Annotated in this window: 21 protein-coding genes; 7 read left to right on the top strand and 14 right to left on the bottom strand. The window is 57.9% G+C overall.

Annotation, left to right across the window (positions count from 1 at the left end):
- The first annotated feature begins 54 nt into the window (after positions 1-54).
- Positions 55-1,356 (top strand): inosine/guanosine kinase, encoded by a 1,302-nt coding sequence (locus F3I20_RS21500; RefSeq protein WP_150015564.1) that lies wholly within the window; start codon positions 55-57, stop codon positions 1,354-1,356.
- A gap of 257 nt (positions 1,357-1,613) precedes the next feature.
- On the opposite strand, the gene ybaL is transcribed toward F3I20_RS21500, so the two are convergent.
- Positions 1,614-3,308, bottom strand: a complete 1,695-nt coding sequence (gene ybaL, locus F3I20_RS21495; RefSeq protein WP_150015563.1) for a YbaL family putative K(+) efflux transporter — start codon at positions 3,306-3,308, stop codon at positions 1,614-1,616.
- Between the two features lie 554 nt (positions 3,309-3,862).
- Between ybaL and ushA the strand changes: the two genes are divergently transcribed.
- A complete protein-coding gene (gene ushA, locus F3I20_RS21490; RefSeq protein WP_150038608.1) occupies positions 3,863-5,629 on the top strand; it encodes a bifunctional UDP-sugar hydrolase/5'-nucleotidase UshA in 1,767 nt (588 codons plus the stop codon).
- A 34-nt stretch (positions 5,630-5,663) separates the two neighbouring features.
- On the opposite strand, the gene F3I20_RS21485 is transcribed toward ushA, so the two are convergent.
- A complete protein-coding gene (locus F3I20_RS21485; RefSeq protein WP_150015561.1) occupies positions 5,664-6,095 on the bottom strand; it encodes a multidrug/biocide efflux PACE transporter in 432 nt (143 codons plus the stop codon).
- Between the two features lie 89 nt (positions 6,096-6,184).
- On the opposite strand from F3I20_RS21485, the gene F3I20_RS21480 reads away from it, so the two are divergent.
- Positions 6,185-7,054: a LysR family transcriptional regulator gene (locus F3I20_RS21480; RefSeq protein ID WP_150015560.1), complete on the top strand. Its 870-nt coding sequence runs from the start codon at positions 6,185-6,187 to the stop codon at positions 7,052-7,054.
- Here F3I20_RS21480 and ybaK read toward each other — a convergent pair.
- From ybaK to copA, 3 genes are all read right to left on the bottom strand, one after another.
- Positions 7,051-7,530 (bottom strand): Cys-tRNA(Pro)/Cys-tRNA(Cys) deacylase YbaK, encoded by a 480-nt coding sequence (ybaK, locus tag F3I20_RS21475; RefSeq protein WP_033731793.1) that lies wholly within the window; start codon positions 7,528-7,530, stop codon positions 7,051-7,053. The two genes, F3I20_RS21480 and ybaK, sit on opposite strands and share 4 nt — an antisense overlap.
- 173 nt (positions 7,531-7,703) lie before the next feature.
- On the bottom strand, positions 7,704-8,507 hold the full coding sequence (locus F3I20_RS21470) for a TraB/GumN family protein (protein ID WP_150019561.1): 804 nt from the start codon (positions 8,505-8,507) through the stop codon (positions 7,704-7,706).
- A 71-nt stretch (positions 8,508-8,578) separates the two neighbouring features.
- Positions 8,579-11,092 (bottom strand): copper-exporting P-type ATPase CopA, encoded by a 2,514-nt coding sequence (gene copA / locus F3I20_RS21465; RefSeq protein WP_150038606.1) that lies wholly within the window; start codon positions 11,090-11,092, stop codon positions 8,579-8,581.
- A gap of 97 nt (positions 11,093-11,189) precedes the next feature.
- Here copA and cueR point away from each other — a divergent pair, with 97 nt between their 5' ends.
- A complete protein-coding gene (gene cueR / locus F3I20_RS21460) occupies positions 11,190-11,594 on the top strand; it encodes a Cu(I)-responsive transcriptional regulator (RefSeq protein WP_150015616.1) in 405 nt (134 codons plus the stop codon).
- Here the strand turns inward: cueR and F3I20_RS21455 are convergent.
- The 5 genes from F3I20_RS21455 to tesA form a co-directional block, all read right to left on the bottom strand.
- Positions 11,582-12,028 carry an NfeD family protein gene (locus F3I20_RS21455; RefSeq protein WP_150038604.1) on the bottom strand — a complete coding sequence of 149 codons (447 nt, stop codon included), beginning with the start codon at positions 12,026-12,028 and terminating at the stop codon, positions 11,582-11,584. The genes cueR and F3I20_RS21455 overlap by 13 nt on opposite strands.
- A complete protein-coding gene (locus F3I20_RS21450) occupies positions 12,028-12,942 on the bottom strand; it encodes an SPFH domain-containing protein (RefSeq protein ID WP_150015618.1) in 915 nt (304 codons plus the stop codon). The genes F3I20_RS21455 and F3I20_RS21450 overlap by 1 nt, the downstream gene beginning before the upstream one ends.
- A gap of 57 nt (positions 12,943-12,999) precedes the next feature.
- Entirely contained in the window at positions 13,000-13,857 is an 858-nt protein-coding gene (locus tag F3I20_RS21445) for a thioredoxin family protein (RefSeq protein WP_150015619.1), read from the bottom strand.
- 79 nt (positions 13,858-13,936) lie between these two features.
- A complete protein-coding gene (locus F3I20_RS21440; RefSeq protein WP_150015620.1) occupies positions 13,937-14,710 on the bottom strand; it encodes an SDR family oxidoreductase in 774 nt (257 codons plus the stop codon).
- 30 nt (positions 14,711-14,740) lie between these two features.
- Complete coding sequence (tesA, locus tag F3I20_RS21435; protein ID WP_150015621.1) at positions 14,741-15,367, bottom strand: multifunctional acyl-CoA thioesterase I/protease I/lysophospholipase L1; 627 nt, start codon at positions 15,365-15,367, stop codon at positions 14,741-14,743.
- Between tesA and ybbA the strand changes: the two genes are divergently transcribed.
- Both ybbA and ybbP read left to right on the top strand, forming a co-directional pair.
- Positions 15,335-16,021, top strand: coding sequence for a putative ABC transporter ATP-binding protein YbbA (gene ybbA / locus F3I20_RS21430; RefSeq protein WP_150038602.1), 687 nt, complete (start codon positions 15,335-15,337; stop codon positions 16,019-16,021). The two genes, tesA and ybbA, sit on opposite strands and share 33 nt — an antisense overlap.
- Positions 16,018-18,435, top strand: coding sequence for a putative ABC transporter permease subunit YbbP (gene ybbP / locus F3I20_RS21425; RefSeq protein WP_150038600.1), 2,418 nt, complete (start codon positions 16,018-16,020; stop codon positions 18,433-18,435). Before ybbA ends, ybbP begins: the two co-directional genes overlap by 4 nt.
- Positions 18,436-18,519: 84 nt before the next feature.
- On the opposite strand, the gene purK is transcribed toward ybbP, so the two are convergent.
- From purK to ppiB, 4 genes are all read right to left on the bottom strand, one after another.
- Entirely contained in the window at positions 18,520-19,584 is a 1,065-nt protein-coding gene (purK, locus tag F3I20_RS21420; RefSeq protein WP_150038598.1) for a 5-(carboxyamino)imidazole ribonucleotide synthase, read from the bottom strand.
- Positions 19,581-20,087, bottom strand: coding sequence for a 5-(carboxyamino)imidazole ribonucleotide mutase (gene purE, locus F3I20_RS21415; RefSeq protein WP_150015625.1), 507 nt, complete (start codon positions 20,085-20,087; stop codon positions 19,581-19,583). The genes purK and purE overlap by 4 nt, the downstream gene beginning before the upstream one ends.
- A gap of 130 nt (positions 20,088-20,217) precedes the next feature.
- Positions 20,218-20,934: a UDP-2,3-diacylglucosamine diphosphatase gene (gene lpxH, locus F3I20_RS21410; RefSeq protein WP_150038596.1), complete on the bottom strand. Its 717-nt coding sequence runs from the start codon at positions 20,932-20,934 to the stop codon at positions 20,218-20,220.
- Positions 20,934-21,428: a peptidylprolyl isomerase B gene (ppiB, locus tag F3I20_RS21405; RefSeq protein WP_013357047.1), complete on the bottom strand. Its 495-nt coding sequence runs from the start codon at positions 21,426-21,428 to the stop codon at positions 20,934-20,936. The genes lpxH and ppiB overlap by 1 nt, the downstream gene beginning before the upstream one ends.
- A gap of 212 nt (positions 21,429-21,640) precedes the next feature.
- Here ppiB and cysS point away from each other — a divergent pair, with 212 nt between their 5' ends.
- Positions 21,641-23,026, top strand: a complete 1,386-nt coding sequence (gene cysS, locus F3I20_RS21400) for a cysteine--tRNA ligase (RefSeq protein ID WP_110331480.1) — start codon at positions 21,641-21,643, stop codon at positions 23,024-23,026.
- The last annotated feature ends 157 nt before the right edge of the window (positions 23,027-23,183 follow it).

Raw genomic sequence — 23,183 nt, 5'->3', positions numbered from 1 at the left:
AGAGGCGGAGAGTGTGATATCATTCTCCGCCTGTTTTTCCAGACGGCATTCCCGATGAAATTTCCCGGCAAACGCAAATCCAAACACTACTTTCCCGTCAGCGCACGCGATCCCCTGTTACAGCCCGCTCAACACGATGTTGATGCAGGCAGTTGGGTGGTGGGTATCGACCAGACGCTGGTGGATATCGAAGCCAAAGTCGATGACGACTTTCTCGCCCGTTACGGTCTGAGTGCCGGGCACTCCCTGGTTATCGATAATGCTGTCGCGGAAGCGTTATACAACGAGCTGATGCGCGATGCGCTGATCACTCATCAGTTTGCCGGAGGCACCATCGGTAACACGCTGCACAACTTCTCAGTGCTGGCCGATGACCGTTCCGTGCTGCTGGGCGTGATGTGCAACAACATTCAGATTGGTGGCTATGCCTATCGCTACCTCTGCAATACCTCAAGCCGGGTCGATCTCAACTATCTGCAGGGCGTCAATGGCGCTATTGGCCGCTGCTTTACGCTGATTGGCGAACATGGCGAGCGAACTTTCGCGATCAGCCCCGGCCAGATGAATCAGCTGCATCCGGATAATGTGCCTGAAGAGGTGATTGCCGGGGCGTCTGCGCTGGTACTGACCTCCTATCTGGTGCGCTGTGCCGAAGGTGAGCCGATGCCGCAGGCAACGTTACAGGCGATAGAGTATGCCAAACGCCATAACGTGCCAGTGGTGCTGACGCTCGGCACCAAACATGTGATTGGCGACAATCCCGGGTTCTGGCGGGACTTCCTGCGCGAGCACGTCAGCATCGTGGCGATGAACGAGGAGGAAGCGCTGGCGCTGACCGGCGAAGCCGATCCGCTGCTTGCTTCCAATATGGCGCTGGACTGGGTCGATCTGGTGCTCTGTACCGCTGGCCCGATTGGACTTTATATGGCGGGTTACACCGAAGATGAGTTCAAACGCAAAACCAACCATCCGTTGTTGCCTGGCGCGATTGCGGAGTTCAACCAGTATGAGTTCAGCCGCGTGATGCGTCAGCAGGATTGCCAGCAGCCGCTGCGCGTCTTCTCGCACATCGCGCCTTATATGGGCGGACCTGAAAAGATCATGAACACCAACGGTGCCGGAGATGGTGCGCTGGCGGCGTTGCTGCATGACATCACCGCCAACAACTATCACAGCCTGAATGTGCCGAACTCCAGTAAACATGCGCGTCCTTATCTGACCTATTCGTCGCTGGCGCAGGTATGTAAGTATGCTAACCGCGTCAGCTATCAGGTGCTGAATCAGCATTCACCGCGTTTAACCCGCGGCCTGCCGGAGCGTGAAGACAGTCTGGAAGAGTCTTACTGGGATCGGTAACGCGGGTCGCCACAGGGCGTAAAAAAGGCCCTTCTGAACAGAAGGGCCTTAGATGACTGGCAACGTCTGACTCGTTTAGCGGTGAGATCGAGCCTGCTTAGAGAACACGGTCAGATCGGAAAGGCGCTTAAGCCGTCCCTGGCGCGGGACGCTTTCCTCCTCTGCCCCTGTTCTCTGCGCATTGAGTTTATTCGTTGCGGGAAAATTCATCCTGATTTGGATATATCAGTAGTCTGCGAGATCTTGCTGAACACGCATCAGCGCACGACGTCGCAGGGTTTTAAATCTTCGCCCTGCGTCATCTCATCCTGCAGGATTTGCAGCATACTGCTGGCAATCTCACGTTCACCCATCACGACGCGCGAAGCGCCACGCTCCATGATGTACTCCACCTCATCGTCATAGTGGGCACGGGCGATAATCTCGATATTCTGATGCTTTTCACGCGCCGCCGTCACTACTTCACCCGCTTCATAGCCATTCGGGATGGTCAGTAACAGCCAGCGGGCGCAGTCGAGTCGTGCCAGTTCCATGGTGTCCGCGCGGGCCGCATTCCCCAGCACCGCCTTGATGCCCTGTTCGCGCAGCGCTTCGACCCGGGTACGGGAGTTTTCAACCACCACCAGTGGCACATTAGCCTCAAGAAGCTTCTGACCAATCAGGCTGCCAACCCGACCATAGCCCACAATCACGGCATGATTGCAGAAATCCACCGGGATCTGTTTCTCTTCTTCGATAGCTTCTTCCAGCGTCTGCTCCTCCATGGTTTCCGTTTTAGCCAGGAAACGCTCCAGCAGGGTAAACAGAATCGGGTTAAGCATAATCGACAGGATGGCGGCGGCCAGCACCAGGTTGCGGCCCTCATTACTCAGCAGGCCCAGCGAGATACCCAGACCGGCCAGAATAAAGGCGAACTCACCAATCTGTGCCAGGCTGACCGAAATGGTCAGTGCTGTACGACGCGAATGGCCGAGCAGCGATACCAGCAGCCACGCGGCGACCGACTTGCCCACCACGATAATCACCAGCGCGCCCAGCACCGCCAGAGGCTGCGTCACCAGAATCGACGGGTCGAACAGCATGCCGACCGAAACAAAGAACAGTACGGCAAAGGCATCACGCAGCGGCAGAGTATCCCGTGCGGCGCGGTGGCTCAGTTCCGACTCATTCAGCACCATACCGGCGAAGAAAGCACCTAATGCAAACGAAACATCAAAGAATTCAACGGCCCCAAATGCGATACCCAGCGCCAGCGCTAACACCGCCAGCGTAAACAATTCTCGAGAGCCGGTGGCGGCGCTGCGGGCGAGGATCCAGGGCACGGCACGACGTCCCACCACCATCATCAGCACCATAAAGGCAGCCACTTTTCCAATGGTCCACAGCAGATCCCAGGCCAGCAGTCCGGCGCTGGCGTTGCCCTGTTCCATCATGCCCGCAATCGCAGGCAGCAGCACCAGCGTCAGCACCATCACCAGATCTTCAACAATCAGCCAGCCAATGGCTATCTGCCCGCGCTGGCTATCGATTAGCTGTCGCTCCTCTAACGCGCGCAGTAACACCACGGTACTGGCGGTAGAGAGGCAGAGACCAAACACCAGGCCGGTCATCCACGACCATCCCAGCGTCCATGACAATCCCATTCCCAGTAACGTCGCGACGGCGATCTGCGCGATGGCACCGGGAATGGCGATCGACTTTACCGACATGAGATCTTTCATTGAGAAGTGGAGGCCGACACCAAACATCAGCAGGATAACGCCGAGTTCTGCCAATTCAGGGGCCAGATTGGTATCTGCGACAAAGCCGGGGGTAAAGGGGCCAGCCAGCACGCCTGCCATCAGGTAACCGACGAGGGGCGAGATACGCAGGCGGTTTGCCAGCATCCCAAGGAGAAATGCCAGAACCAGTGCTCCGACAATGGTAGTGATCAACGGTGTGGTGTGATGCATGCCTGTCTCCTTGTATACAAATGTATCCGCTTGTAACAAATGAGTTTAAAACAAAATCACTTCTTTCGCTGAGCAATTTGCGGGAATACTTTAAAAAACCATGAAAAAAAGTCAAAACCACAATCGAAAGGGTGTTTTTGTCCATTATCCATAATATTGGCTGATTTGACGCTTTAAACAGGGCCGGATAAATAAAACTTCGCATCAGTAAATTGCGTCGGTCTGGCACGAATAAGGAAGAAATGTGCATACAGAGGGGTTAAAGCCTGCCAGCGGCACTTTTGCAGCAGTAAACAATCGGTTAACAACACGCTTTCCTGCCTGTTTCCGCTCAGTCGGTAGAAGCGGACCCGGGCTGGAACGTTAGCCTGCTGTTGCACGGGGATCACTCTGCGGCCACTTTCCTGCCCTGCCAGGGGGGAGCAGAGACGAAAAGCGTAAGCACCTGCATGCACGCAGATGTGCATTGGCCTTGAGTTCGCCGGGGGAATATGCGACACAGTGGGGCAAAGCGGCAGATAATCGGGCCAGAAAGTAAATTAAGGAGAATCACCGTGTTGTTATCAAAATGGACAGGGGCAGGTGTGGTGCTACTGGTGGCCCTGATGCCGCTGTTTTCACAGGCCGCCGAGGCCGATCGCACCTATCGTTTCAGCCTGCTGCACACTAACGATGAGCATGGCCACTTCTGGTTTAATGCGCAGGGCGAATATGGTCTGGCGGCGCAGAAAACGTTGATGGATACCCTGCGCTACGATGTCCAGGCCAGAGGCGGCGGCGCACTGATTCTCTCTGCCGGTGATATCAATACCGGCGTGCCGGAGTCCGACGAGCTGGATGCTGAACCCGATTTTCGCGCGATGAACCTGATTGGCTATGACGCGATGGCGCTGGGCAATCATGAGTTCGACAAGCCGATTGCGGTTGTGCGCAAGCAGGAGAAGTGGGCACGATTCCCGCTGCTCGCCGCCAACGTTTATCAGAAAGGTACCGATCAGCGCCTGTTTAAACCCTGGGCGGTATTCAACCGTCTCGGGCTTAAAATCGCTGTCGTCGGGTTAATTACCCCGGACACCGCAAAACTGGCTAATCCGGCTGGGCTGACAGATACCGAGTTCCGCGATCCTGTCGCAGAAACGGTGAAGGCGGTTGCTGAACTGCGTGCCGCGGAGAAGCCGGACGTGATTGTCGCGCTGACCCACCTTGGCCACTATGACGACGGTAAGCACGGCAGCAACGGTATCGATGACGTCACGCTGGCCCGCAGCCTGCCTGCCGGCACCATCGATCTGATTGTGGGTGGGCATTCCCATGATGCGGTCTGCATGGAAAAAGAGAACGTCAGCGTCAAAAATTATCAGCCTGGCCAGCCCTGCAAACCCGATCGGCAGAACGGCGTCTGGATTATGCAGGCCGACAAGTGGGGCAAATATGTCGGCCGTGGCGATTTCACCTTCCGTAATGGAGAGGTGTCGCTGGAGGCTTATCAGCTGGTGCCGGTCAACCTCAAACATCAGGTGAAGAATGCAGATGGCAGTGAGACCTGGCTCACCTGGCAGGAAGAGATCCCGAAAAATACCGCGATGATGAAGCTGCTGATGCCGTTTCAGAAGCGGGCAGAGGCGAAGCTGACCCAGAATGTCGGCAGCGTTGACGGCGACTTCAGCGGTGAAAAAGAGCAGGTTCGGTTTAAGCAGACAAATCTCGGCCAGCTGATTCTGCGCGCCCAGATGGCGCATACTAAAGCCGATTTTGCAGTGATGAGCGGTGGCGGAATCCGCACCTCGCTGAAAGCGGGCAAGCTGAGCTGGCGTGATCTGTTGCAGGTCCAGCCGTTCAGCAACCAGGTCGTCTCGGTCAGCCTGACTGGTGCAGAGATCAAAAAATATCTGAATGTGGTCGCCAATATTCAGCCTGACTCAGGCGGCTTCGCCCAGTTTGCTGGCATTAGCCTGACCACCGACGGTAAGCATGTCAGCGATGTCAGTATTAACGGCAAACCGATTGAAGATACGCAGCATTATCGCATGGCGACCAACAGCTTTAATGCGGCGGGCGGCGACGGCTATCCGCGTCTGGATAATCATGCCGGATACGTCAACAGCGGAGCAGTGGATGCGCAGGTGCTGCGCGACTTCATTAAGGCGCATACACCGGTTAAAGCCAGTGACTACCAGCCGAAAGGTGAGATCGTGCATCTGACCGATGAGCAGATTCGGGCGCGGGAGGAGGCAGCAGAGAAAGCGCGGAAGCGTAACTATCCCAAAATGATTCTGGCGTGGATCTGGCCGTGGGGGAACGAAACAGCCGCTACGCATTGAACTCACCGGGAGGCGCTTGCGCCTCCCGTTTTTCTCATGTCCGGCAGGGGTGACGTCTGATCCAGCGCTCGCGCAGTTTGTCCCATCCCCAGTTGTAAGCCATGGTGAAGGGCAGGAAGAAGAGGAAAAAGGCCACTTCGACCAGGAAAGCTTCCCACAGGGAGATATCCAGCATCAGGGCGGCGATCGGCAGACCGATCAGGATAAATCCCCCTTCAAATCCCAGTGCATGTAACACGCGCACGCCCGGACCGCGTTTCTGGCCTGGCGCATAAATCCGATCAAACCCGCTGTTGTAAATCATATTCCATAGCATCGCGACCGTAGAGAGCATAATCGCCAGCGATCCCATCTGAAACAGCGGCTTATTCATGATCCATGCCGCCAGCGGCGAAACGGTCAGAATCGCCAGCGTTTCAAAGCAGACAGCATGAAGAATACGTTCTTTAAGTGAGCGGGTACGCATTGTTTGTTCTCCTTCATTAATGCGGCGCATTTTCACATGTCAGAATGCTAAGATAAAATGAACACCTATCGAAAAAAGCGATGGAACAGATGCGATACTCCCCAGAATCCCTTGAGGCGTTTATGCAGACCGTGGCGAGTGGCTCGTTTTCGGCGGCCGCGCGTGCGCTGGGTAAAAGTCAGTCCACCATCAGCGCAGCAGTGGCAAATTTAGAAGACGATCTCGGCTTTGCGCTGTTTGATCGAACGGGCCGTCAGCCGATCCTTACCGAACAGGGACGCCGCGTTGTTCCTCAGGTCCAGCAGATTCTGTCGGCCAGCGAGCGGCTGGATGCGCTGGCGATACGTCTGTCGCAGGGCGTTGAACCCCGGCTCAGTTTTGCCATGTCCGATTTCTGGCAAACCGATCATCATGAACATCTGCTCAGGCAATTCGATGCGCGTTATCCGGAGATTGAACTGGAAGTGATGATTGCTGAAGATGGTGATGTCCTTGATCTGCTGCAGGCCGGGCGGGTACATCTGGGTGTCGTGCGGGCGCAGCCCAATCTGCCGGTAGATATTGCAGTGGCGCGGCTGCAGGTTGAGGCGCAGATGGCGGTCTTTTTACATCGCGATCATCCGCTGGCACAGCCTGATACCCTGAGCGAAAGCGAACTGGAAGGCGTGCGACATCTGCGGCTTAACACCTGGGTTGAGGCGCATGAACCCGCCCCGATGGGTCGCATCTGGTCAGCGCCTACCTATTTACTGCTGCTGGAGATGGCGGAGCAGGGATTTGGCTGGACGATTCTGCCACGCTGGCTGGTGAAACAGTTTGGGCATGGCGTGCTGAAAGAGTTGTCGATGTCGGGCTGGCCACAGCATATCGCCGTTGAAGTCGTCTGGTCACGACGAACGCCGCCCGGTCCGGCGGGCCGCTGGATGATCGATCAGCTGTGCGCCCAGCCGCGCGTTTAATCGTGGCGGGCGATATCCGCAAACGGCGCGTCCAGCAGGCGTGAAAGATCCTGAGGTGCCAGTTCAATATCCAGGCCCCGTTTGCCGCCAGAGATAAACATGGCGTCAAATGCGCTGGCAGAGTCATCAATTACCGTGGGCAGCCGTTTTTTCTGCCCCAGCGGACTGATACCGCCCACCAGATAGCCGGTAACACGCTGTGCCAGCTGCGGATCGGCCATATCCGCTTTCTTCGCGCCCAGCGCTTTTGCCACCTTTTTCAGATCGAGCTGTGTCGATACTGGCGTAATCGCTACCGCCAGCTGTTTCGCCTCACCATTCAGCGCCACCAGCAGCGTTTTATAGACCTGGCGTGCATCAAGATTAAGCTTGCGAACCGCTTCGTCACCAAAATGGGTTTCGTTACTGTCATGCTCATAAGGATGCAGCGTAAAGCTGACCTTTTGTTTTTCCAGCAATTTTACGGCGGGCGTCATACAGGTTCCTTACTAAGAAAAATCTTATTGCGCAGAATTATGGAAAAAGGTGGCGAAATTTTGTTCTTTGCGTAAAATTGGGCGCGCGCCAGCAATCTGATTGCTGAGCGATAACCAAAATCATAAACAAATTCCTCTTTGACGGGCCGATAAACTTATCGGCTCTCTTTTTTTCAGGGCTTCTTCAGCATCTCAGGCAGATTATCTTCGCCGTAAAGATGCAAAGCGCCCACCGCGACCACATAGTTGCCCGCCGCTAACCCCTGCAGCTTGTCACACCACTGCGCATTACGCTGACCGATCAATGTATCATTCAGCGCCTGACTAAAGGTGGCGGGCAGGGTGATTTCCGGCTGGCGTGGCGGCGTATCAAGCCACCAGCTCACCATCATCTGCAGCAGTCGCGCATTTGTGTGCCAGTGCAGCAGCGTATCCTGTAACAGCGCCATGCCATCATCCGGCAGCGCGGTGAGTAAGGCGATCTGTGCATCTGCGCCTTCCAGTTCAATCACGGGTTTGTTCAGGTCTTTCGCTGCCTGCAACAGCTGATAATCGATGCCGTAGTCTGGTCGTAATCCCAGCCTCTGTGCCTGTTGTGCCTGTAACATCAGCGCCACCTGCCAGGCGGGCAGATTATCCAGCAGGCTAAGCGTGAGACTCATCTCCTGACACAGTGCGGTGAGCGTTTGCATCGCGCTGCCCTTCAGCCGTACTGAGAGCGGAGGACGATCGCCGTAATGGTCAAAGGGTGAGCCACCCTGCGTAATATCCGCCTCCACAATCAGCGCGTCCGCCTGCTGCAACTGACGCAGCAGACGGCCTGGCAACGGCTGCATGTCGCGTGTTCCCATGTGGATGCTGCCCACCAGATGCAGCTGGCGATTGCCAAGCCGGATATCTATCGCAGGCCAGCGGTAACTGGCGGGAAAAAGCTGGCTGATAAAGCCGCGCAGTGAGCGCCAGATGTTGCCTGTCATTCCCGATCCTTTGCGATTCAAAACCCCATGCTAGCGACTTCAGAGAGCGAAAAACAGCGCTGAGAGGACGATTACTGGCGCGGCGGTCGGTAACGCAGCAGGCGGTTCGCATTGCTGACCACGGTAATGGAGGAGAGCGCCATCGCCGCACCTGCCACAATCGGGCTGAGCAGGGTGCCGGTCAGCGGATAAAGCACGCCCGCGGCTACCGGAATACCGATACTGTTATAGATAAATGCGCCAAACAGGTTCTGCCGGATATTGCGCAGCGTCGCGGAAGAGAGCGCTAACGCGTCTGCCACGCTGTTGAGGTCGGCGCGCATCAGCGTGATTCCCGCAGTTTCTACCGCCACATCGCTGCCGCCACCCATGGCAATGCCCACATCCGCCTGCGCCAGCGCGGGTGCGTCATTGATGCCATCACCGACCATCGCGACGCGACGCCCCTGCTGCTGTAACTGTTCAATGGCTGCTGCTTTGCCTTCAGGCAATACGCCTGCAATCACTTCATCAATGCCGGTTTCGGCGGCGATGGCGCGTGCGGTATTTTCATGGTCGCCGGTCAGCATAATCAGGCGATAACCCTGCTGATGCAGCCGGTCAAGGGCGTCGATACTTTCTGGTCTCAGCCGATCGCGCAGCGCGATAAGCCCGGTGAGCTGACCCTGTTCTGCCAGTAGCACCGGCGTGGCCCCCTGTTGCGTCAGGCGCATAATCTCTGCTTCTGCCGCCCGGTAGTCGACGCCGTTATCCTGCAACAGCGCCGCGTTACCCAGCAGCAGCGCTCTGCCATCCAGACTACCGCTGACCCCTTTGCCGCGTATTGTACGAAATTGCGCTAACGACGCTGGCTGCGTCAGTTCCGCTTCGGCGACAATCGCTTTCGCCAGCGGATGACCCGAGGCGAACTCCAGCGCCGCCGCAGTCGCTAAAACCGATTCACGGCTGGCGTTACCCCAGACCAGCACCTCACTGATTTGCGGCTTTCCGGCCGTCAGGGTGCCGGTTTTATCAAACACCAGCGTGTCGATCTGGCTGGCGCGCTGCAGGGCATCGGCGTCGCGGACCAGTACGCCCAGCTCGGCGGCGCGGCCAACACCGGCAATAATCGACATCGGCGTCGCCAGGCCCAGCGCACAGGGGCAGGCGATAATCAGTACGGTTGTCGCGATCACCAGCATGTAGGCAATCTGCGGCTGCGGCCCGAACAGATACCACACCGCGCCGCTGATCAGCGCAATCAACACCACTACCGGGACAAATACGGCGGAGATGCGATCGGCCAGGCGTCCCACATCGGGTTTGCTGCTTTGCGCCTGACGCACCAGCCGGATAATGCGCGACAGGGTGGTGTGATTGCCGGTCGCCCGGGCGATAAATTCTACCGCGCCATCCTGCACCAGGGTGCCGGCGAAGATCGCCGCACCCGGACTTTTGCTTTGCGGCACCGCTTCGCCGGTGAGCATCGCTTCATCAAACCAGGCTTCACCCGTGGCGATTTCGCCATCGACCGGCACCCGATCGCCGGTGACCAGCCGCAGCGTCATACCGGGCTGGACGTCGCTGACCGCGATCAGCCGGTCGCCATGGGGGTTGACCAGCTTCGCCTGAGCTGGCGTCAGATCAAGCAGTCGTTCCAGTGCCTTAGACGATCGCTGACGCGCCCGCTGTTCCAGGGCATGCCCCAGATTGATCAGGCCCAGGATCATCACGCTGGCTTCGAAATAGAGATGGCGCGCCTGCGGCGGGAAAAAGTCGGGCCACAGCACCACGCTAAAGGAGTAAATCCAGGCTGTGCCGGTGCCGAGTGCCACCAGCGTATCCATGGTGGCGCTGCCATTACGTAAACTGCGCCAGGCGCTGCGATAAAAGTGACTGCCGGTCACGACCATGATCAGCAGGGTCACGACGCCCAGCGTCAGCCAGATGCCGTGGTTATGGTCGGTGAGCATCATGTTATCGCCCGCCATGCCCCAGATCATCAGCGGCACGCCAAAGGCTAACGCGACAGCCGCCTGCCAGCTGAAACGCCGCATCGCACTGCGGGCGCTGTCTTGCTGCTTTTCGCGACGCTCCTGCTCGTCATCCACCACCTGCGCGCCATAACCCGCGGCATCAACGGCAGCCACCAGCTGCTGCGGGTCAGCATCGCCCAGCACCAGCGCACTGCGCTCGCCGAGATTGACCCGCGCCTGGCTGACGCCTGCGACCTGCTGCAGCGCTTTTTCCACCCGACTTACACAGCTGGCGCAGGTCATGCCTTCAATCAGCAGCATATGGGCAGGTAATGTTTTTTCTGCCGGATGAGAAGGGGTCTCCGTTGTCAGCGCCTCCGGCGGCGGCTCCGATGCTGTCAACGGTTCAGACTTTGGGAACGCGTCCGCCGTTTTCAGCGTCGCGTGATAGCCCGCCTGCTCAACAGTGGCGATCAGTGCAGACGCATCCGCGTGACCTGAGACCTGCGCCTCCTGTTGGGACACCTCGGCCTGGTCAACATCGTCGCGCTGTTCCAGTGCCTCTTTGACGCGTTTGACACAGTGGCCGCAGGACAAGCCGTCCAGTGCCAGAGAAATGGTGTGTGACATTATCAACTCCTCGTGTAATCCCATTTGACCGATTGGCCAGTTTCGATTCATGCTTAAGCATAAACCTTCCATCAAGGGGAAGGTCAAGGGGACGAAAATGAACATCAGTGATGTGGCGAAAAAGACCGGGCTGACCAGCAAGGCGATTCGTTTCTACGAAGAGAAAGGGGTGGTGACACCGCCGTTGCGCAGTGAAAATGGTTACCGCCATTATGACGGTCACCATCTGGATGAACTGAACCTGTTACGTCAGGCGCGGCAGGTGGGCTTCACGCTGGATGAGTGCCGCGAACTGGTGGCACTGTTTAATAATCCGTCGCGACACAGTGCCGATGTAAAAGCGCGCACTCTGCAGAAAGCCGATGAAATTGCGGCGCACATTGAAGAGCTGCATGCCATGCGCGCTCGTCTGCTGGCGCTGGCGGCTGCCTGTCCGGGTGATGAGAGCGCAGAGTGCCCGATTATCAATAATCTGGCCGGGTGCTGCGGTCAGCGTGGCTGAATTCGCAGCGTAATCCCCTCAATGCCGACCACGACGACCGGCGTGCCGGCAGGCAGATCCTCATCCGCCTCAACCCGCCAGCTGCTGTCCCCGATGCGCACGTGTCCGGTGCGGTTATGCAGCGCGGTATCCAGCGTCAGCTGCAACCCGATCATCTGGCTGCCGCGCTGGTTCAGCGCATTGGGCGTCTGACGCGTTTCACGATGTCGCATCCAGCAATACCAGAGAAAGACGCAGACCAGCGTCAGCACGGCAAAGAGTGACCCCTGTGTCGTCCAGCTCACCGGCACCAGCCACTCAAAGATGCCGACAATAACTGCTGCCAGCCCGCTCCATAGCAGATAACCGCTGGTGCCCAGCATCTCAGCCGCCAGCAGTAATCCACCCAGCGTCAGCCAGAACCAGTGCGGATGCGCGATGATTTCCATCAGCATCAGCGTTTCGACTCGGTACGCGATTCCTTCAGCAATTCGCCGATGCCCGCAATCGACCCCAGCAGACTGCTCGCTTCCAGCGGCATCATTACGACTTTGCTGTTAGTGCCTTCACCGATTTTTTGCAGCGCATCGGTGTACTTTTGCGCCACGAAGTAGTTGATAGCCTGAATATCACCCGCAGCAATCGCTTCCGAGACCATTTTAGTGGCGTTAGCTTCCGCTTCAGCCTGACGTTCACGGGCTTCTGCCTGCAGGAACGCAGAGGTACGTTCACCCTCCGCTTTGAGGATCTGCGACTGCTTCTCCCCTTCAGCGCGCAGGATAGCCGCCTGTCGTACCCCTTCAGCCGTCAGAATATCGGCGCGCTTGGTTCGCTCTGCTTTCATCTGGGCATTCATCGCGCCAACCAGCTCCTGTGGCGGACGCACATCGCGAATCTCGATGCGGGTGATCTTAACGCCCCACGGATTGGTCGCTTCATCCACGATATGCAGCAGGCGGGTGTTGATGCTGTCGCGCTGTGACAGCATTTCGTCCAGCTCCATGCTGCCCAGCACGGTACGCATATTGGTCATCGTGAGGTTCAGAATCGCCTGCTCAAGATTGCTGACTTCATAGGCGGCACGCGCCGGATCCACGACCTGAATAAAGCAGACCGCGTCGATGGTGACGTTGGCGTTGTCTTTGGAGATGATTTCCTGCGAGGGAATATCCAGTACCTGTTCCATCATGTTGATCTTGCGACCAATTCGATCCATGAATGGCACCACCAGGCTTAACCCTGGCTGTAGCGTGCGGGTATAACGGCCGAAGCGCTCAACCGTCCATTGAAAACCTTGTGGCACGATCTTGACGGTCGCCCAGACCGCCACCAGCGCCAGAATAATCAGGGCAGGAATGACAGTTATCATACAACCTCCGCATTGTCAGATTAACGGGCCGAGTCGCTTCGGCCCGTGGGTGTGCTGTTAGTACAGCAGGGAATAGAGCTGGCGACGATAACGCGCAGCCAGTGCATCACCGGTTCCCAGCGCCGCCAGAATCTCCTGCAGCATCTTACGCGCCTGGCCATCAGCGGCATTAAGATCGGATTTCAGGAAGCTGAACAGCAGTTCCAGTGCTTCTTCATTTCGACCCACCTGATGCAGCTGTAACGAGAGTTTAGCAGCCAGTCCGGCGTTAGTCGGGTCCGCTTCCAGCTCGGATTGCAGCTGTTGAATTTCCGGCGTATCCGCAGCCTGTTTCAGCAGATCGATCTGCGCCATCAGGCTCTGATAGCGGGTATCCTGATCCTGCAGGGGGACGACTTTCAGTACCGCTTCCGCTTCATCGCTGCGGTTAAGGGTAATCAGCACGTCTGCCAGCAGGAAACCGATCTCACTGGACTGGTTGCTTAGCTGCCACGCATCTTTTAACAGCGGCAGCGCCTCCAGCGGTTTATCTTCCTGCATCAGCGCCATCGCCTGCTGCGCTTTCAGCTCTTCTTCACGCGGCAGGACTTTTTCCAGCAGGGCGCGGATCGCCTCTTCCGGCTGCGGTCCCTGGAAGCCATCAACCGGCTGACCATCCTGGAACAGGTAGACGGTCGGGATTGAACGCAGACCAAACTGCGACGCCACCCTTTGCTCTTTGTCGCAATCGAGTTTTGCGAGAATAAACTGACCCGCGTACTCCTGTGCCAGACGCTCAAGCACAGGTGTCAGCTCCTGACAGTGCTGGCTGCGCTCAGACCAGAAGTAGAACAGCACCGGCAGCTGCATCGACTGCTCAAGGGTCTGCTGCAGGTTAGATTCGTTGATGTCGATGATAGAAGCGTGTGGTGACATGGAGAAGTCTCTTTGCAAAAAGTGTTCTAAGAATATGGGGCCAACCGGCCCGGCTTCAAGCGCTATTGCGCATGGCTGATTAATGGCTGCGCAAAATGCGATCCAGCATCCAGCCTGGCAGTAACCGTTTCAGCAGGCTCATGACGTGTGCGACCAGCGTCACCGGATAGCGCAAACGTGGATGTTTACTCTCGAGTGCGTGACGAAGTTTAGGCAGAATGGCTTCCGCTGGCAGGGTAAAGCGTGCCGCGATACCCGGGTTACGCACCGGGTTATGCTGTTCCCCCTGCGTCACATTGTCGGTAAAGCGGGTCTCAATCGGGCCGGGTTCAATCAGGCTGACCCGGATGCCGCTATTACGTACTTCGAGACGCAGCGCATCGCTCCAGGCTTCCAGCGCATATTTACTGGCGGCATAGGCACCCCGGCCAGGCGTGGAGATCAGGCCCAGCACCGAGCTGGTATTAACAATGCGTCCATCGCCGCTGGCCTGCAGCGCCGGTAACAGCCTGAGCGTCAGCTGATGGACGCCGAAAAAGTTGCTGGAAAACTGCTGCTCCAGCTGCTGACGTGAGAGTGTGTGCAGCGGGCCATACAGACCAAAACCGGCATTGTTAAACAGTGCAGCCAGACGGTTATCGCAGAGCGCGAGCACCGCATCCGCTGCCCGATCGACACTCTGCGGATCGTCGAGATCGAGCTGGATGCCCGTATAACCCAGCGTGTTCATGCGGGCGACATCGTCGGCTTTTCGGCAGGCGGCGATTACACGATAACCCCGCGCCAGCAGATCGTGCGCGGCGACCAGGCCAATACCGCTGGAACAACCTGTAATCAGAATGGTTTTTTGCATTTCTTTACCCTTTTTGCGCATCCGGACGCGCTACGGCTGCTTAACTAAGGGGGCCAGTTCTTTTGCCATTAATCCGGCGATAAACGGCTGAGCATCAGGACTGGGATGAATGCCATCCTGTTGCATCCACTCGGGTTTCAGATAGACCTGCTCCATGAAAAAGGGCACCAGAGGAATATCATGCTGCTGTGCCAGGCCAGGATAGATGCCGCTGAACGCCTCGGTGTAGCGGCGGCCATAGTTGGCGGGCAGGCGGATCTGCATCAGCAGCGGCTTTGCATTGGCGGCTTTGACATCGTCGATCACTTTACTCAGATTCTGCGCGATAGCGTCAGGCGGAAAACCGCGCAGACCATCGTTACCGCCCAGTTCGATTAACACCCATTGCGGCTGATGCTGTTTTAATAGCGCAGGCAGACGCGCCAGTCCCTGTGCGGCAGTATCGCCGCTGATGCTGGCGTTGACCACTTTCGGTTTCTGCTGCCACTGCTTATCGAGCAGGCTGGGCCAGGCGGCGGTGGCAGACATCCGATAGCCTGCACTCAGGCTGTCGCCCAGCACCATCAGGGTATCTGCAGCAGCAAGACGCGACACCATCAGAAGAATCAATAACAGGAAGGGATAATGCCAGCGGAAAACATTGTTGAAGTTCATCATCTTATTAAGTCCGTCGGTCAGGGAGAGCATCAGTTAACCATCCTTACCGGAGTTGAGTTGGTTGTCAAACCAGCCGAGACCATTGCGCTGATTGGCGAGTCCGGCTCCGGCAAGTCAACCCTGCTGGGAATCCTGGCCGGGCTGGACGATGGCAGCAGCGGCGAAGTTCATCTGCTGGGGCAGCCGCTGCACCAGATGAACGAAGAGCAGCGTGCGGCCCTGCGTGCCCGGCAGGTCGGCTTTGTGTTTCAGTCATTCATGCTGGTGCCGACCCTGAATGCGCTGGAGAACGTCCAGCTGCCATCACTCCTGCGCGGCGACAGCGACCGCCAGAGCCGCGAACAGGCACGGGAACTTTTGTCGCTGCTCGGGCTGGGTGAACGTCTGCATCATCTGCCCGCTCAGCTGTCAGGCGGCGAACAGCAGCGTGTCGCGCTGGCCCGCGCCTTCAGTGGTCGTCCGGGTCTGCTGTTTGCCGATGAGCCAACTGGCAACCTTGACCGCAAAACCGGTGATCGCATCGCCGATTTGCTCTTTTCCCTTAATCGCGACTTCGCCACCACGCTGATTCTGGTGACGCATGACGAGCAACTGGCGGCGCGCTGCGATCGTCGTCTGCGGCTGCGCGACGGAAAATTGTGGGAGGAGCAATGATCTGGCGCTGGTTCTGGCGCGAGTGGCGTTCGCCCTCGCTGCTGATTGTCTGGCTGGCCCTGACGCTGGCGGTGGCCTGCGTGCTGGCGCTGGGATCAATCAGCGATCGCATGGAAAAAGGGCTGAATCAGCAGAGCCGTGATTTTATGGCCGGTGACCGCACGTTGCGCAGCACTGATGCTGCGCCCGAAGCCTGGCTGGAAAAGGCGCGGGAAACCGGCCTGACGGTCAGTTCTCAGCTCACCTTCATGACCATGACCTTTGCGGATCAGTCACCGCAGCTCGCCTCCGTCAAAGCGGTAGATGACCGCTACCCGATGTTTGGCACGCTGCAGACGCAGCCGCCGGGGCTGAGACCGCAGGCAGGCACCGCGCTGGCGGCACCGCGCCTGATGGCGCTGCTGAACCTGAATGTGGGCGATACGCTGGAAGTCGGCGATACCCAGCTGCGCATCAGCGGAGAGGTCATTCAGGAGCCGGATGGCGGCTTTAACCCCTTTGAGATGGCACCACGTCTGCTGATCAATCTGGCGGATGCTGGCAAAACCGGTGCGATTCAGCCTGGCAGCCGTATTACCTGGCGCTATAAATTCTCCGGTAATTCTGAGCAACTGGCCCGCTATGACCGCTGGATTGAACCGCAACTGAAAGCGGACCAGCGCTGGATCAGCGTGGAGAACTCGGAAGATGCGCTGGGCCGTTCGATGCAGCGCGCGCAGCAGTTCCTGCTGCTCTCGGCCTTACTGACGCTGATGCTGGCAATTGCGGCCGTGGCGGTCGCCATGAGTCATTATTGCCGCAGCCGCTACGATCTGGTTGCGGTGCTGAAAACCCTGGGCGCGACGCAGGGCGCGTTGCAGCGTTTGATCATCGGTCAGTGGCTGGCGGTGTTGCTGCTGGCGGCGATTGCCGGAGGCGTTGTGGGGCAGGGCGTGGAAGCGATCCTGATGGCGATGCTGAAACCCGTATTGCCCGCCAGCTTACCGGCGGCCAGCGTCTGGCCGTGGATCTGGGCAGTGGGATCGCTGTTTGTGATTTCGCTGCTGGTGGGGCTGCGTCCCTATCGTCTGCTGCTGGCAACCCAGCCGCTGCGCGTACTGCGGCGCGATGCAGTGGCAAATCTCTGGCCACTGAAATTTTATATTCCGGTAATGATCGCGGTGGTCGTCACGCTGTTAGCGCTGCTGGTCGGTGGCAGTAAAATGCTCTGGGCGCTGCTGGCGGGTGTGGTGGTGCTGGCAGCATTACTGGCGTTACTCGGCTGGGGAACCCTGTTGCTGCTGCGTCGGCTGGTGGTGCGTAATCTGGCGCTGCGACTGGCGATCAACCGGCTACTGCGCCAGCCCGGTATGACGCTGAGCCAGCTCGCGGCCTTTTCCCTGTCGTTTATGCTGCTGGCGCTGCTGCTGGTGATGCGTGGCGATCTGCTGGATCGCTGGCAGCAGCAGTTACCGGCAGACAGCCCGAACTTCTTCCTGCTCAACATGACGGCGGATCAGGTGCCGCAGGTGCGCGATTTCCTGCAAGCGCACCAGATTAAGCCCGAAACTTTCTATCCGATTGCGCGGGTGCGGCTTAGCGAACTCAACGGTAAACCGGCCGATCCGAAACTGGATAATGCCCTTAACCGCGAGCTTAACCTGACAGAGCTGGCGGACCGCCCGGATCACAACCCGCTGGTAGCTGGCAGCTGGCCGCCGAAGGCCGGTGAAGTGTCGATGGAGGTGGAACTGGCGGAGCGTCTGGGGCTGAAGCTCGGCGATACCCTGACGTTCGACGGCGATACGCAGACGTTCAGCGCCCGTATTACCAGCCTGCGTAAAGTGGACTGGGAAAGTCTGAAGCCGAACTTCTTCTTTATCTTCCCGCCGGGCGCGCTCGACAGCCAGCCCCAGACCTGGCTCACCAGCTTCCGCATGGAGGCCAATCCTGCTCTGCTGGCGCAGCTGAACCGCGCCTTTCCCACGCTGAGTCTGCTGGATATCGGCAGCATTATGCGGCAGATCGGTCAGGTACTGACGCAGGTCAGCCAGGCGCTGGAGATCATGGTGGTGCTGGTCACGGCCTGCGGTGTGTTGCTGCTGCTGGCGCAGATTCAGGTCGGGATGCGCCAGCGCCGGCAGGAGTTGGTGGTCTATCGCACGCTGGGTGCCGGTAAACGCCTGCTGCGCACCACGCTGTGGTGCGAGTTTGCGCTGCTCGGCGTGGTTTCAGGTGTGGCGGCGGCTATAGGCGCGGAGGCGGCGCTGTGGGGATTACAGACGAAGATTTTCGACTTCCCCTGGCAGCCGGACTGGACACTGTGGCTGGCGTTGCCGTTGTGTGGCGCGCTGCTGCTGTCGCTGTGCGGCGGCTGGCTGGGGATCCGGTTACTGAAAGGAAAGGCGCTGTTCAGGAAGTTTGATGCGGCGTAAAGCAGGGCTGAAATAAGGCGGCACCAGGCCGCCTTTGACCTTCATTCAGACCGCACCCGTAATCCGCAAGCGGGTTACGGGAAACTACAGCTTTTCAACGGCCCAGGCGATGCCGCTGGCGTATTCTTCCGGTAGCTGAGGGACCAGCGCATTCAGCGCCGCTTTCAGCCGCTCTGCATCGCTGTCGGTCAGATTGAGGTGACCCACCTTACGACCCGGACGCACCTCTTTGTCATACCAGTGCAGATGCACCAGCGGCTGTTGCAGCCAGCTGAGATTCACGGCAGTGCCGATCAGATTGACCATCACCGACGGCGCAAACACCACCGGCTGCGGCAATGCCAGCCCAAGAATGGCGCGCAGATGCAGCTCAAACTGGCTGATCGACGCACCGTTCTGCGTCCAGTGACCACTGTTGTGCACACGCGGTGCTAATTCATTGATCAGCAACCCGGCAGGCGTCACGAAACACTCCATCGCCATCACGCCCACGTAATTCAACACCTGCATGATCGCGCTCAGCATCGTTTCGGCCTGCTGCTGCTGTGCCGGATCCGCCTGCGGCAGTGCCACGCTGGTGCGCAGAATGCCGTCCTGATGCAGGTTATGCGTCAGCGGATAGAACACGACGTTGCCATCGTGACCGCGCGCGCCGACCAGTGACACTTCCCCGGAAAAGTTGATGCCCTGCTCAACGATACATTCGCCATAGCACGCATCCGGCAGCTGGTGCGTTTCATCAGCACGCAGACGCCACTGACCCCGTCCGTCATACCCCCCCGTGCGGCTTTTCACAATTGCCAGCTCGCCCAGTGAATCAAACACCGCTGGCCATTCGCTCTTGTCCGCCAGCCACTGCCACGGCGCGGTGGCCAGTCCCAGCTGATCCAGCAGCTGTTTCTGCGTCAGGCGATCGGCCAGACGTGGGAAAATATCACGATTAACAAAAGCCGGATGGCTCGCCAGTTCCCGCGTCAGCGCCGTTTCCGGCCAGCGCTCGATTTCGGCGGTGATCACGCTGTCGGCGATAGGAAGCGCGGCAGGGTCGGCGTCCAGACCCACCGGATAGACCGCAATACCCAGCGGTTCACCCGCCTGACGCAGCATACGACCTAACTGGCCGTTGCCCAGTATGCAGACCGGCTTCATGCATCCACCCGCGGATCGGGATGGTTCAGCACCTCATCGGTCTGACTCTGACGCCAGGTATTCAGACGTGACGCCAGCGCGCTGTCATGCAGCGCCAGAATCTGCGCGGCCAGCAGGGCGGCATTAGCTGCACCCGCTTTACCAATTGCCAGCGTACCGACCGGAATACCGCGCGGCATCTGCACAATCGAATAGAGGCTATCGACACCGCTCAGTGCCGCACTCTGCACCGGCACACCCAGCACCGGCACCAGGGTTTTTGCTGCCAGCATTCCCGGCAGATGCGCCGCGCCACCTGCGCCAGCAATAATCACCTGATAACCGTTGTCTGCTGCCGTTTCGGCGAAGCTGAACAGTTTATCCGGGGTGCGGTGCGCAGAGACCACTTCAACATGAAAAGGGACGTCCAGGCTGGTGAGGATTTCAGCGGCGAACTGCATGGTGGCCCAGTCACTTCTGGAACCCATAACAATGGCGATGCGGGCCGGGGCGTTGGATGACATGCGGTCAACTCCTGTGAATAAACAAACAGACCTGGCCGGGCGGACAGGTTTTGAAGGGCACCGAGAATAGCATGACAACGACGCAAGGAAAACGGTTGCGTCGGCCAGATGTCGTGGATTTAACCGGCGATCAGAAGTCGAACTCGATAAGCTGAATGCCGCTGGCGTCGAGCTGAATCATCGAGCCACGGCTGTGCCAGGCACCCAGCACCGCGCGTTGCGCCATTTCACCCTGCAGGCTCAGCGTATGGATTGCCGGGCGATGGGTGTGGCCGTGGATCAGCAGCGGCACCTGCTGGCACAGCATCGCCGCGGCCACAGCATCCTGATTCACATCCATAATGGTCTGAGATTTGTGCTGGTTAGCCTGTTTGCTGTCGGCGCGCATCCGGGCGGCAATGCGTTTACGTATCCATAGTGGCAGCGCCAGGAAGAGTCGCTGGATCCACGGATTGTGCACTTTGGCGCGAAAGCGCAGATAACCCGCATCGTCCGTACAGAGCGTATCGCCGTGCATGATCAGCAGTCGATGACCATACAGCGTCAGCACCTTTTCTTCGGGCAGCAGCGTCATGCCGCTGGCGCGCGCAAAGCGTCGGCCAATCAGGAAGTCGCGGTTGCCATGAATAAAGCAGACGGGAACCGGCAGGGCGCGCAGGGCACTGGCAATCTGCTGATGCAGTGGATTGGGATCGTCGTCACCAATCCAGGCTTCAAACAGATCGCCGAGAATATAGAGCGCGTCGCAGTGGGGCGCTTCGCGCTGTAAAAAATGCAGAAAACCGGCGGTAATCGCCGGTTCTTCCTGACACAGATGGAGATCTGCGATAAACAGCGTGCGGGACATTACTCGCTGACGGTCACTTTCTGGATAACGACGTCATCTTTTGGCACATCCTGGTGCATGCCGCTGCGGCCGGTAGAAACGGCTTTGATCTTCTCGACCACGTCCATGCCTTCAACCACTTCTGCGAATACACAGTAGCCCCAGCCCTGAACGCTTTCGTCACGGAAGTTCAGGAAGTCGTTGTCAGCCACGTTGATGAAAAACTGCGCGGTAGCAGAGTGCGGCGCAGAGGTACGTGCCATTGCCAGCGTACCTTTGGTGTTCTTCAGACCGTTGTTCGCTTCGTTCTGGATTTCATCTTTGGTTGCTTTCTGCTTCATGCCCGGCTCGAAGCCGCCGCCCTGAATCATAAAGCCGTTGATGACGCGGTGGAAAATGGTGTTGTCGTAAAAACCTTCACGGCAGTAATCCAGGAAGTTCTGTACGGTTGCCGGCGCTTTATCATCGAAAGTTTTGATTACGATATCGCCATGGTTCGTCTGGAAAGTTACCATTTTTGTTGTCCTGTAAAGGTTGTGATCAGTTGCCGGGATCGCGCTGTTAACTGGCGTACCCCTTTTAGTCGACCGTTCTTATATCATAATTTCCAATGACGCGTCAGCAGCACGGCGCAGTTGGCTTGCTTTGCGTCGCGCGAGCGATAAAAATACGGCACAATGTCTGGATACTTAAAAAAGCCAACCACACGCGAAAACGGAACCGTTCAATGCTTAAGATTTATAACACCCTGAGTCGACAGAAAGAGGAATTCAAACCCATTCATGCCGGTAAAATCGGGATGTATGTTTGCGGCATCACGGTGTATGACCTCTGTCACATTGGTCATGGGCGGACGTTCGTGGCGTTTGACGTGGTGGCGCGCTATCTGCGTTACCTCGGTTATCAGCTTAACTATGTACGTAACATCACCGATATTGATGACAAAATCATCAAACGCGCCAATGAAAACGGCGAGAGCATCGAAACGCTGACCAACCGTATGATTGGCGAGATGCACAACGACTTCGCTGCGCTGGGCATTCTGCCACCTGACGAGGAACCGCGCGCCACCCGCCACATCGCAGAAATCATCGAGCTGGTGGAAACGCTGATCGCTCGCGGTCATGCCTATGTGGCAGACAACGGTGACGTAATGTTTGATGTGCTGAGCGACACCGATTATGGCGCGCTGTCGCGTCAGGATCTGGAGCAGCTGCAGGCGGGCGCACGCGTTGAAGTCGCCGACGTGAAGCGCAATCCCATGGACTTCGTGCTGTGGAAGATGTCCAAAGCGGATGAGCCCGCCTGGTCATCACCGTGGGGCAACGGCCGTCCTGGCTGGCACATCGAGTGCTCGGCGATGAACTGCAAACAGCTGGGCACCCATTTCGATATCCACGGCGGTGGTTCAGACCTGATGTTCCCGCACCATGAAAACGAAATCGCCCAGTCGAGCTGCGCTCATGACGGTCCGTACGTTAACTACTGGATGCACTCCGGCATGGTGATGGTAGACCGCGAAAAGATGTCGAAATCGCTCGGCAACTTCTTCACCGTGCGAGACGTGCTGCAACATTATGATGCGGAGACCGTGCGTTACTTCCTGATGTCCGGTCACTATCGCAGCCAGCTTAACTACGGCGAAGATAATCTGAATCAGGCGCGTGCGGCGCTGGAACGTCTCTATACCGCGCTGCGTCACACCGACAGCAGCGTGCCAGCGCACGGCGGCGAAGCGTTTGAAGCGCGTTTCCGCAGTGCGATGGATGATGATTTCAACACCCCGGAAGCCTATTCAGTGCTGTTCGATATGGCGCGTGAAGTGAACCGCCTGAAAAGTGAGGACGGCGCGTCAGCACATGGTCTGGCGTCGAAGCTGCGCGAGATGGCTAACGTGCTGGGCATCCTGCAGCAGGATCCTGAGCTGTTTCTGCAAAGCGGCGCGCAGGTGAATGACGAAGAGGTTGCCGAGATCGAACATTGGGTGAAGGCCCGTGCCGATGCGCGGGCAGCCAAAGCCTGGGCGGAAGCGGACATCGCGCGTGACAAGCTTAACGCGCTGGGGGTCATCGTCGAGGATGGACCACAGGGCTCCAGCTGGCGTCGAAAATAAACCGGAGAGGGCGAGCAATCGCCCTTTTTTATTGCCAACTTAAAACCACGTCCTATGGACGTGGTTATCGCCTCGGTTCTGGCTCTGCCTGTAAAGACCTGCCCATGTCAAACTCCTCATCTGTTGTCCCCACAACTGATAAGGAAATTCAACATGA

Origin of the sequence: Candidatus Pantoea gossypiicola, from assembly GCF_008632075.1 — a bacterium.
Taxonomy (GTDB): Bacteria; Pseudomonadota; Gammaproteobacteria; order Enterobacterales; family Enterobacteriaceae; genus Pantoea; species Pantoea gossypiicola.
Note: the sequence above shows the minus strand (reverse complement) of the source record. Positions and strands in the feature narration are given on the sequence as shown.

What these genes read in the sequence shown, in the direction of transcription:
- F3I20_RS21500 (WP_150015564.1), top strand. Translation starts at nt 55, where the DNA reads ATGAAATTTCCCGGCAAACGCAAATCCAAACACTACTTTCCCGTCAGC.
- ybaL (WP_150015563.1), bottom strand. Translation starts at nt 3,308, where the DNA reads ATGCATCACACCACACCGTTGATCACTACCATTGTCGGAGCACTGGTT.
- F3I20_RS21485 (WP_150015561.1), bottom strand. Translation starts at nt 6,095, where the DNA reads ATGCGTACCCGCTCACTTAAAGAACGTATTCTTCATGCTGTCTGCTTT.
- F3I20_RS21480 (WP_150015560.1), top strand. Translation starts at nt 6,185, where the DNA reads ATGCGATACTCCCCAGAATCCCTTGAGGCGTTTATGCAGACCGTGGCG.
- ybaK (WP_033731793.1), bottom strand. Translation starts at nt 7,530, where the DNA reads ATGACGCCCGCCGTAAAATTGCTGGAAAAACAAAAGGTCAGCTTTACG.
- F3I20_RS21470 (WP_150019561.1), bottom strand. Translation starts at nt 8,507, where the DNA reads ATGACAGGCAACATCTGGCGCTCACTGCGCGGCTTTATCAGCCAGCTT.
- copA (WP_150038606.1), bottom strand. Translation starts at nt 11,092, where the DNA reads ATGTCACACACCATTTCTCTGGCACTGGACGGCTTGTCCTGCGGCCAC.
- cueR (WP_150015616.1), top strand. Translation starts at nt 11,190, where the DNA reads ATGAACATCAGTGATGTGGCGAAAAAGACCGGGCTGACCAGCAAGGCG.
- F3I20_RS21455 (WP_150038604.1), bottom strand. Translation starts at nt 12,028, where the DNA reads ATGCTGATGGAAATCATCGCGCATCCGCACTGGTTCTGGCTGACGCTG.
- F3I20_RS21450 (WP_150015618.1), bottom strand. Translation starts at nt 12,942, where the DNA reads ATGATAACTGTCATTCCTGCCCTGATTATTCTGGCGCTGGTGGCGGTC.
- F3I20_RS21445 (WP_150015619.1), bottom strand. Translation starts at nt 13,857, where the DNA reads ATGTCACCACACGCTTCTATCATCGACATCAACGAATCTAACCTGCAG.
- F3I20_RS21440 (WP_150015620.1), bottom strand. Translation starts at nt 14,710, where the DNA reads ATGCAAAAAACCATTCTGATTACAGGTTGTTCCAGCGGTATTGGCCTG.
- ybbA (WP_150038602.1), top strand. Translation starts at nt 15,335, where the DNA reads ATGCCAGCGGAAAACATTGTTGAAGTTCATCATCTTATTAAGTCCGTC.
- tesA (WP_150015621.1), bottom strand. Translation starts at nt 15,367, where the DNA reads ATGATGAACTTCAACAATGTTTTCCGCTGGCATTATCCCTTCCTGTTA.
- ybbP (WP_150038600.1), top strand. Translation starts at nt 16,018, where the DNA reads ATGATCTGGCGCTGGTTCTGGCGCGAGTGGCGTTCGCCCTCGCTGCTG.
- purK (WP_150038598.1), bottom strand. Translation starts at nt 19,584, where the DNA reads ATGAAGCCGGTCTGCATACTGGGCAACGGCCAGTTAGGTCGTATGCTG.
- purE (WP_150015625.1), bottom strand. Translation starts at nt 20,087, where the DNA reads ATGTCATCCAACGCCCCGGCCCGCATCGCCATTGTTATGGGTTCCAGA.
- lpxH (WP_150038596.1), bottom strand. Translation starts at nt 20,934, where the DNA reads ATGTCCCGCACGCTGTTTATCGCAGATCTCCATCTGTGTCAGGAAGAA.
- ppiB (WP_013357047.1), bottom strand. Translation starts at nt 21,428, where the DNA reads ATGGTAACTTTCCAGACGAACCATGGCGATATCGTAATCAAAACTTTC.
- cysS (WP_110331480.1), top strand. Translation starts at nt 21,641, where the DNA reads ATGCTTAAGATTTATAACACCCTGAGTCGACAGAAAGAGGAATTCAAA.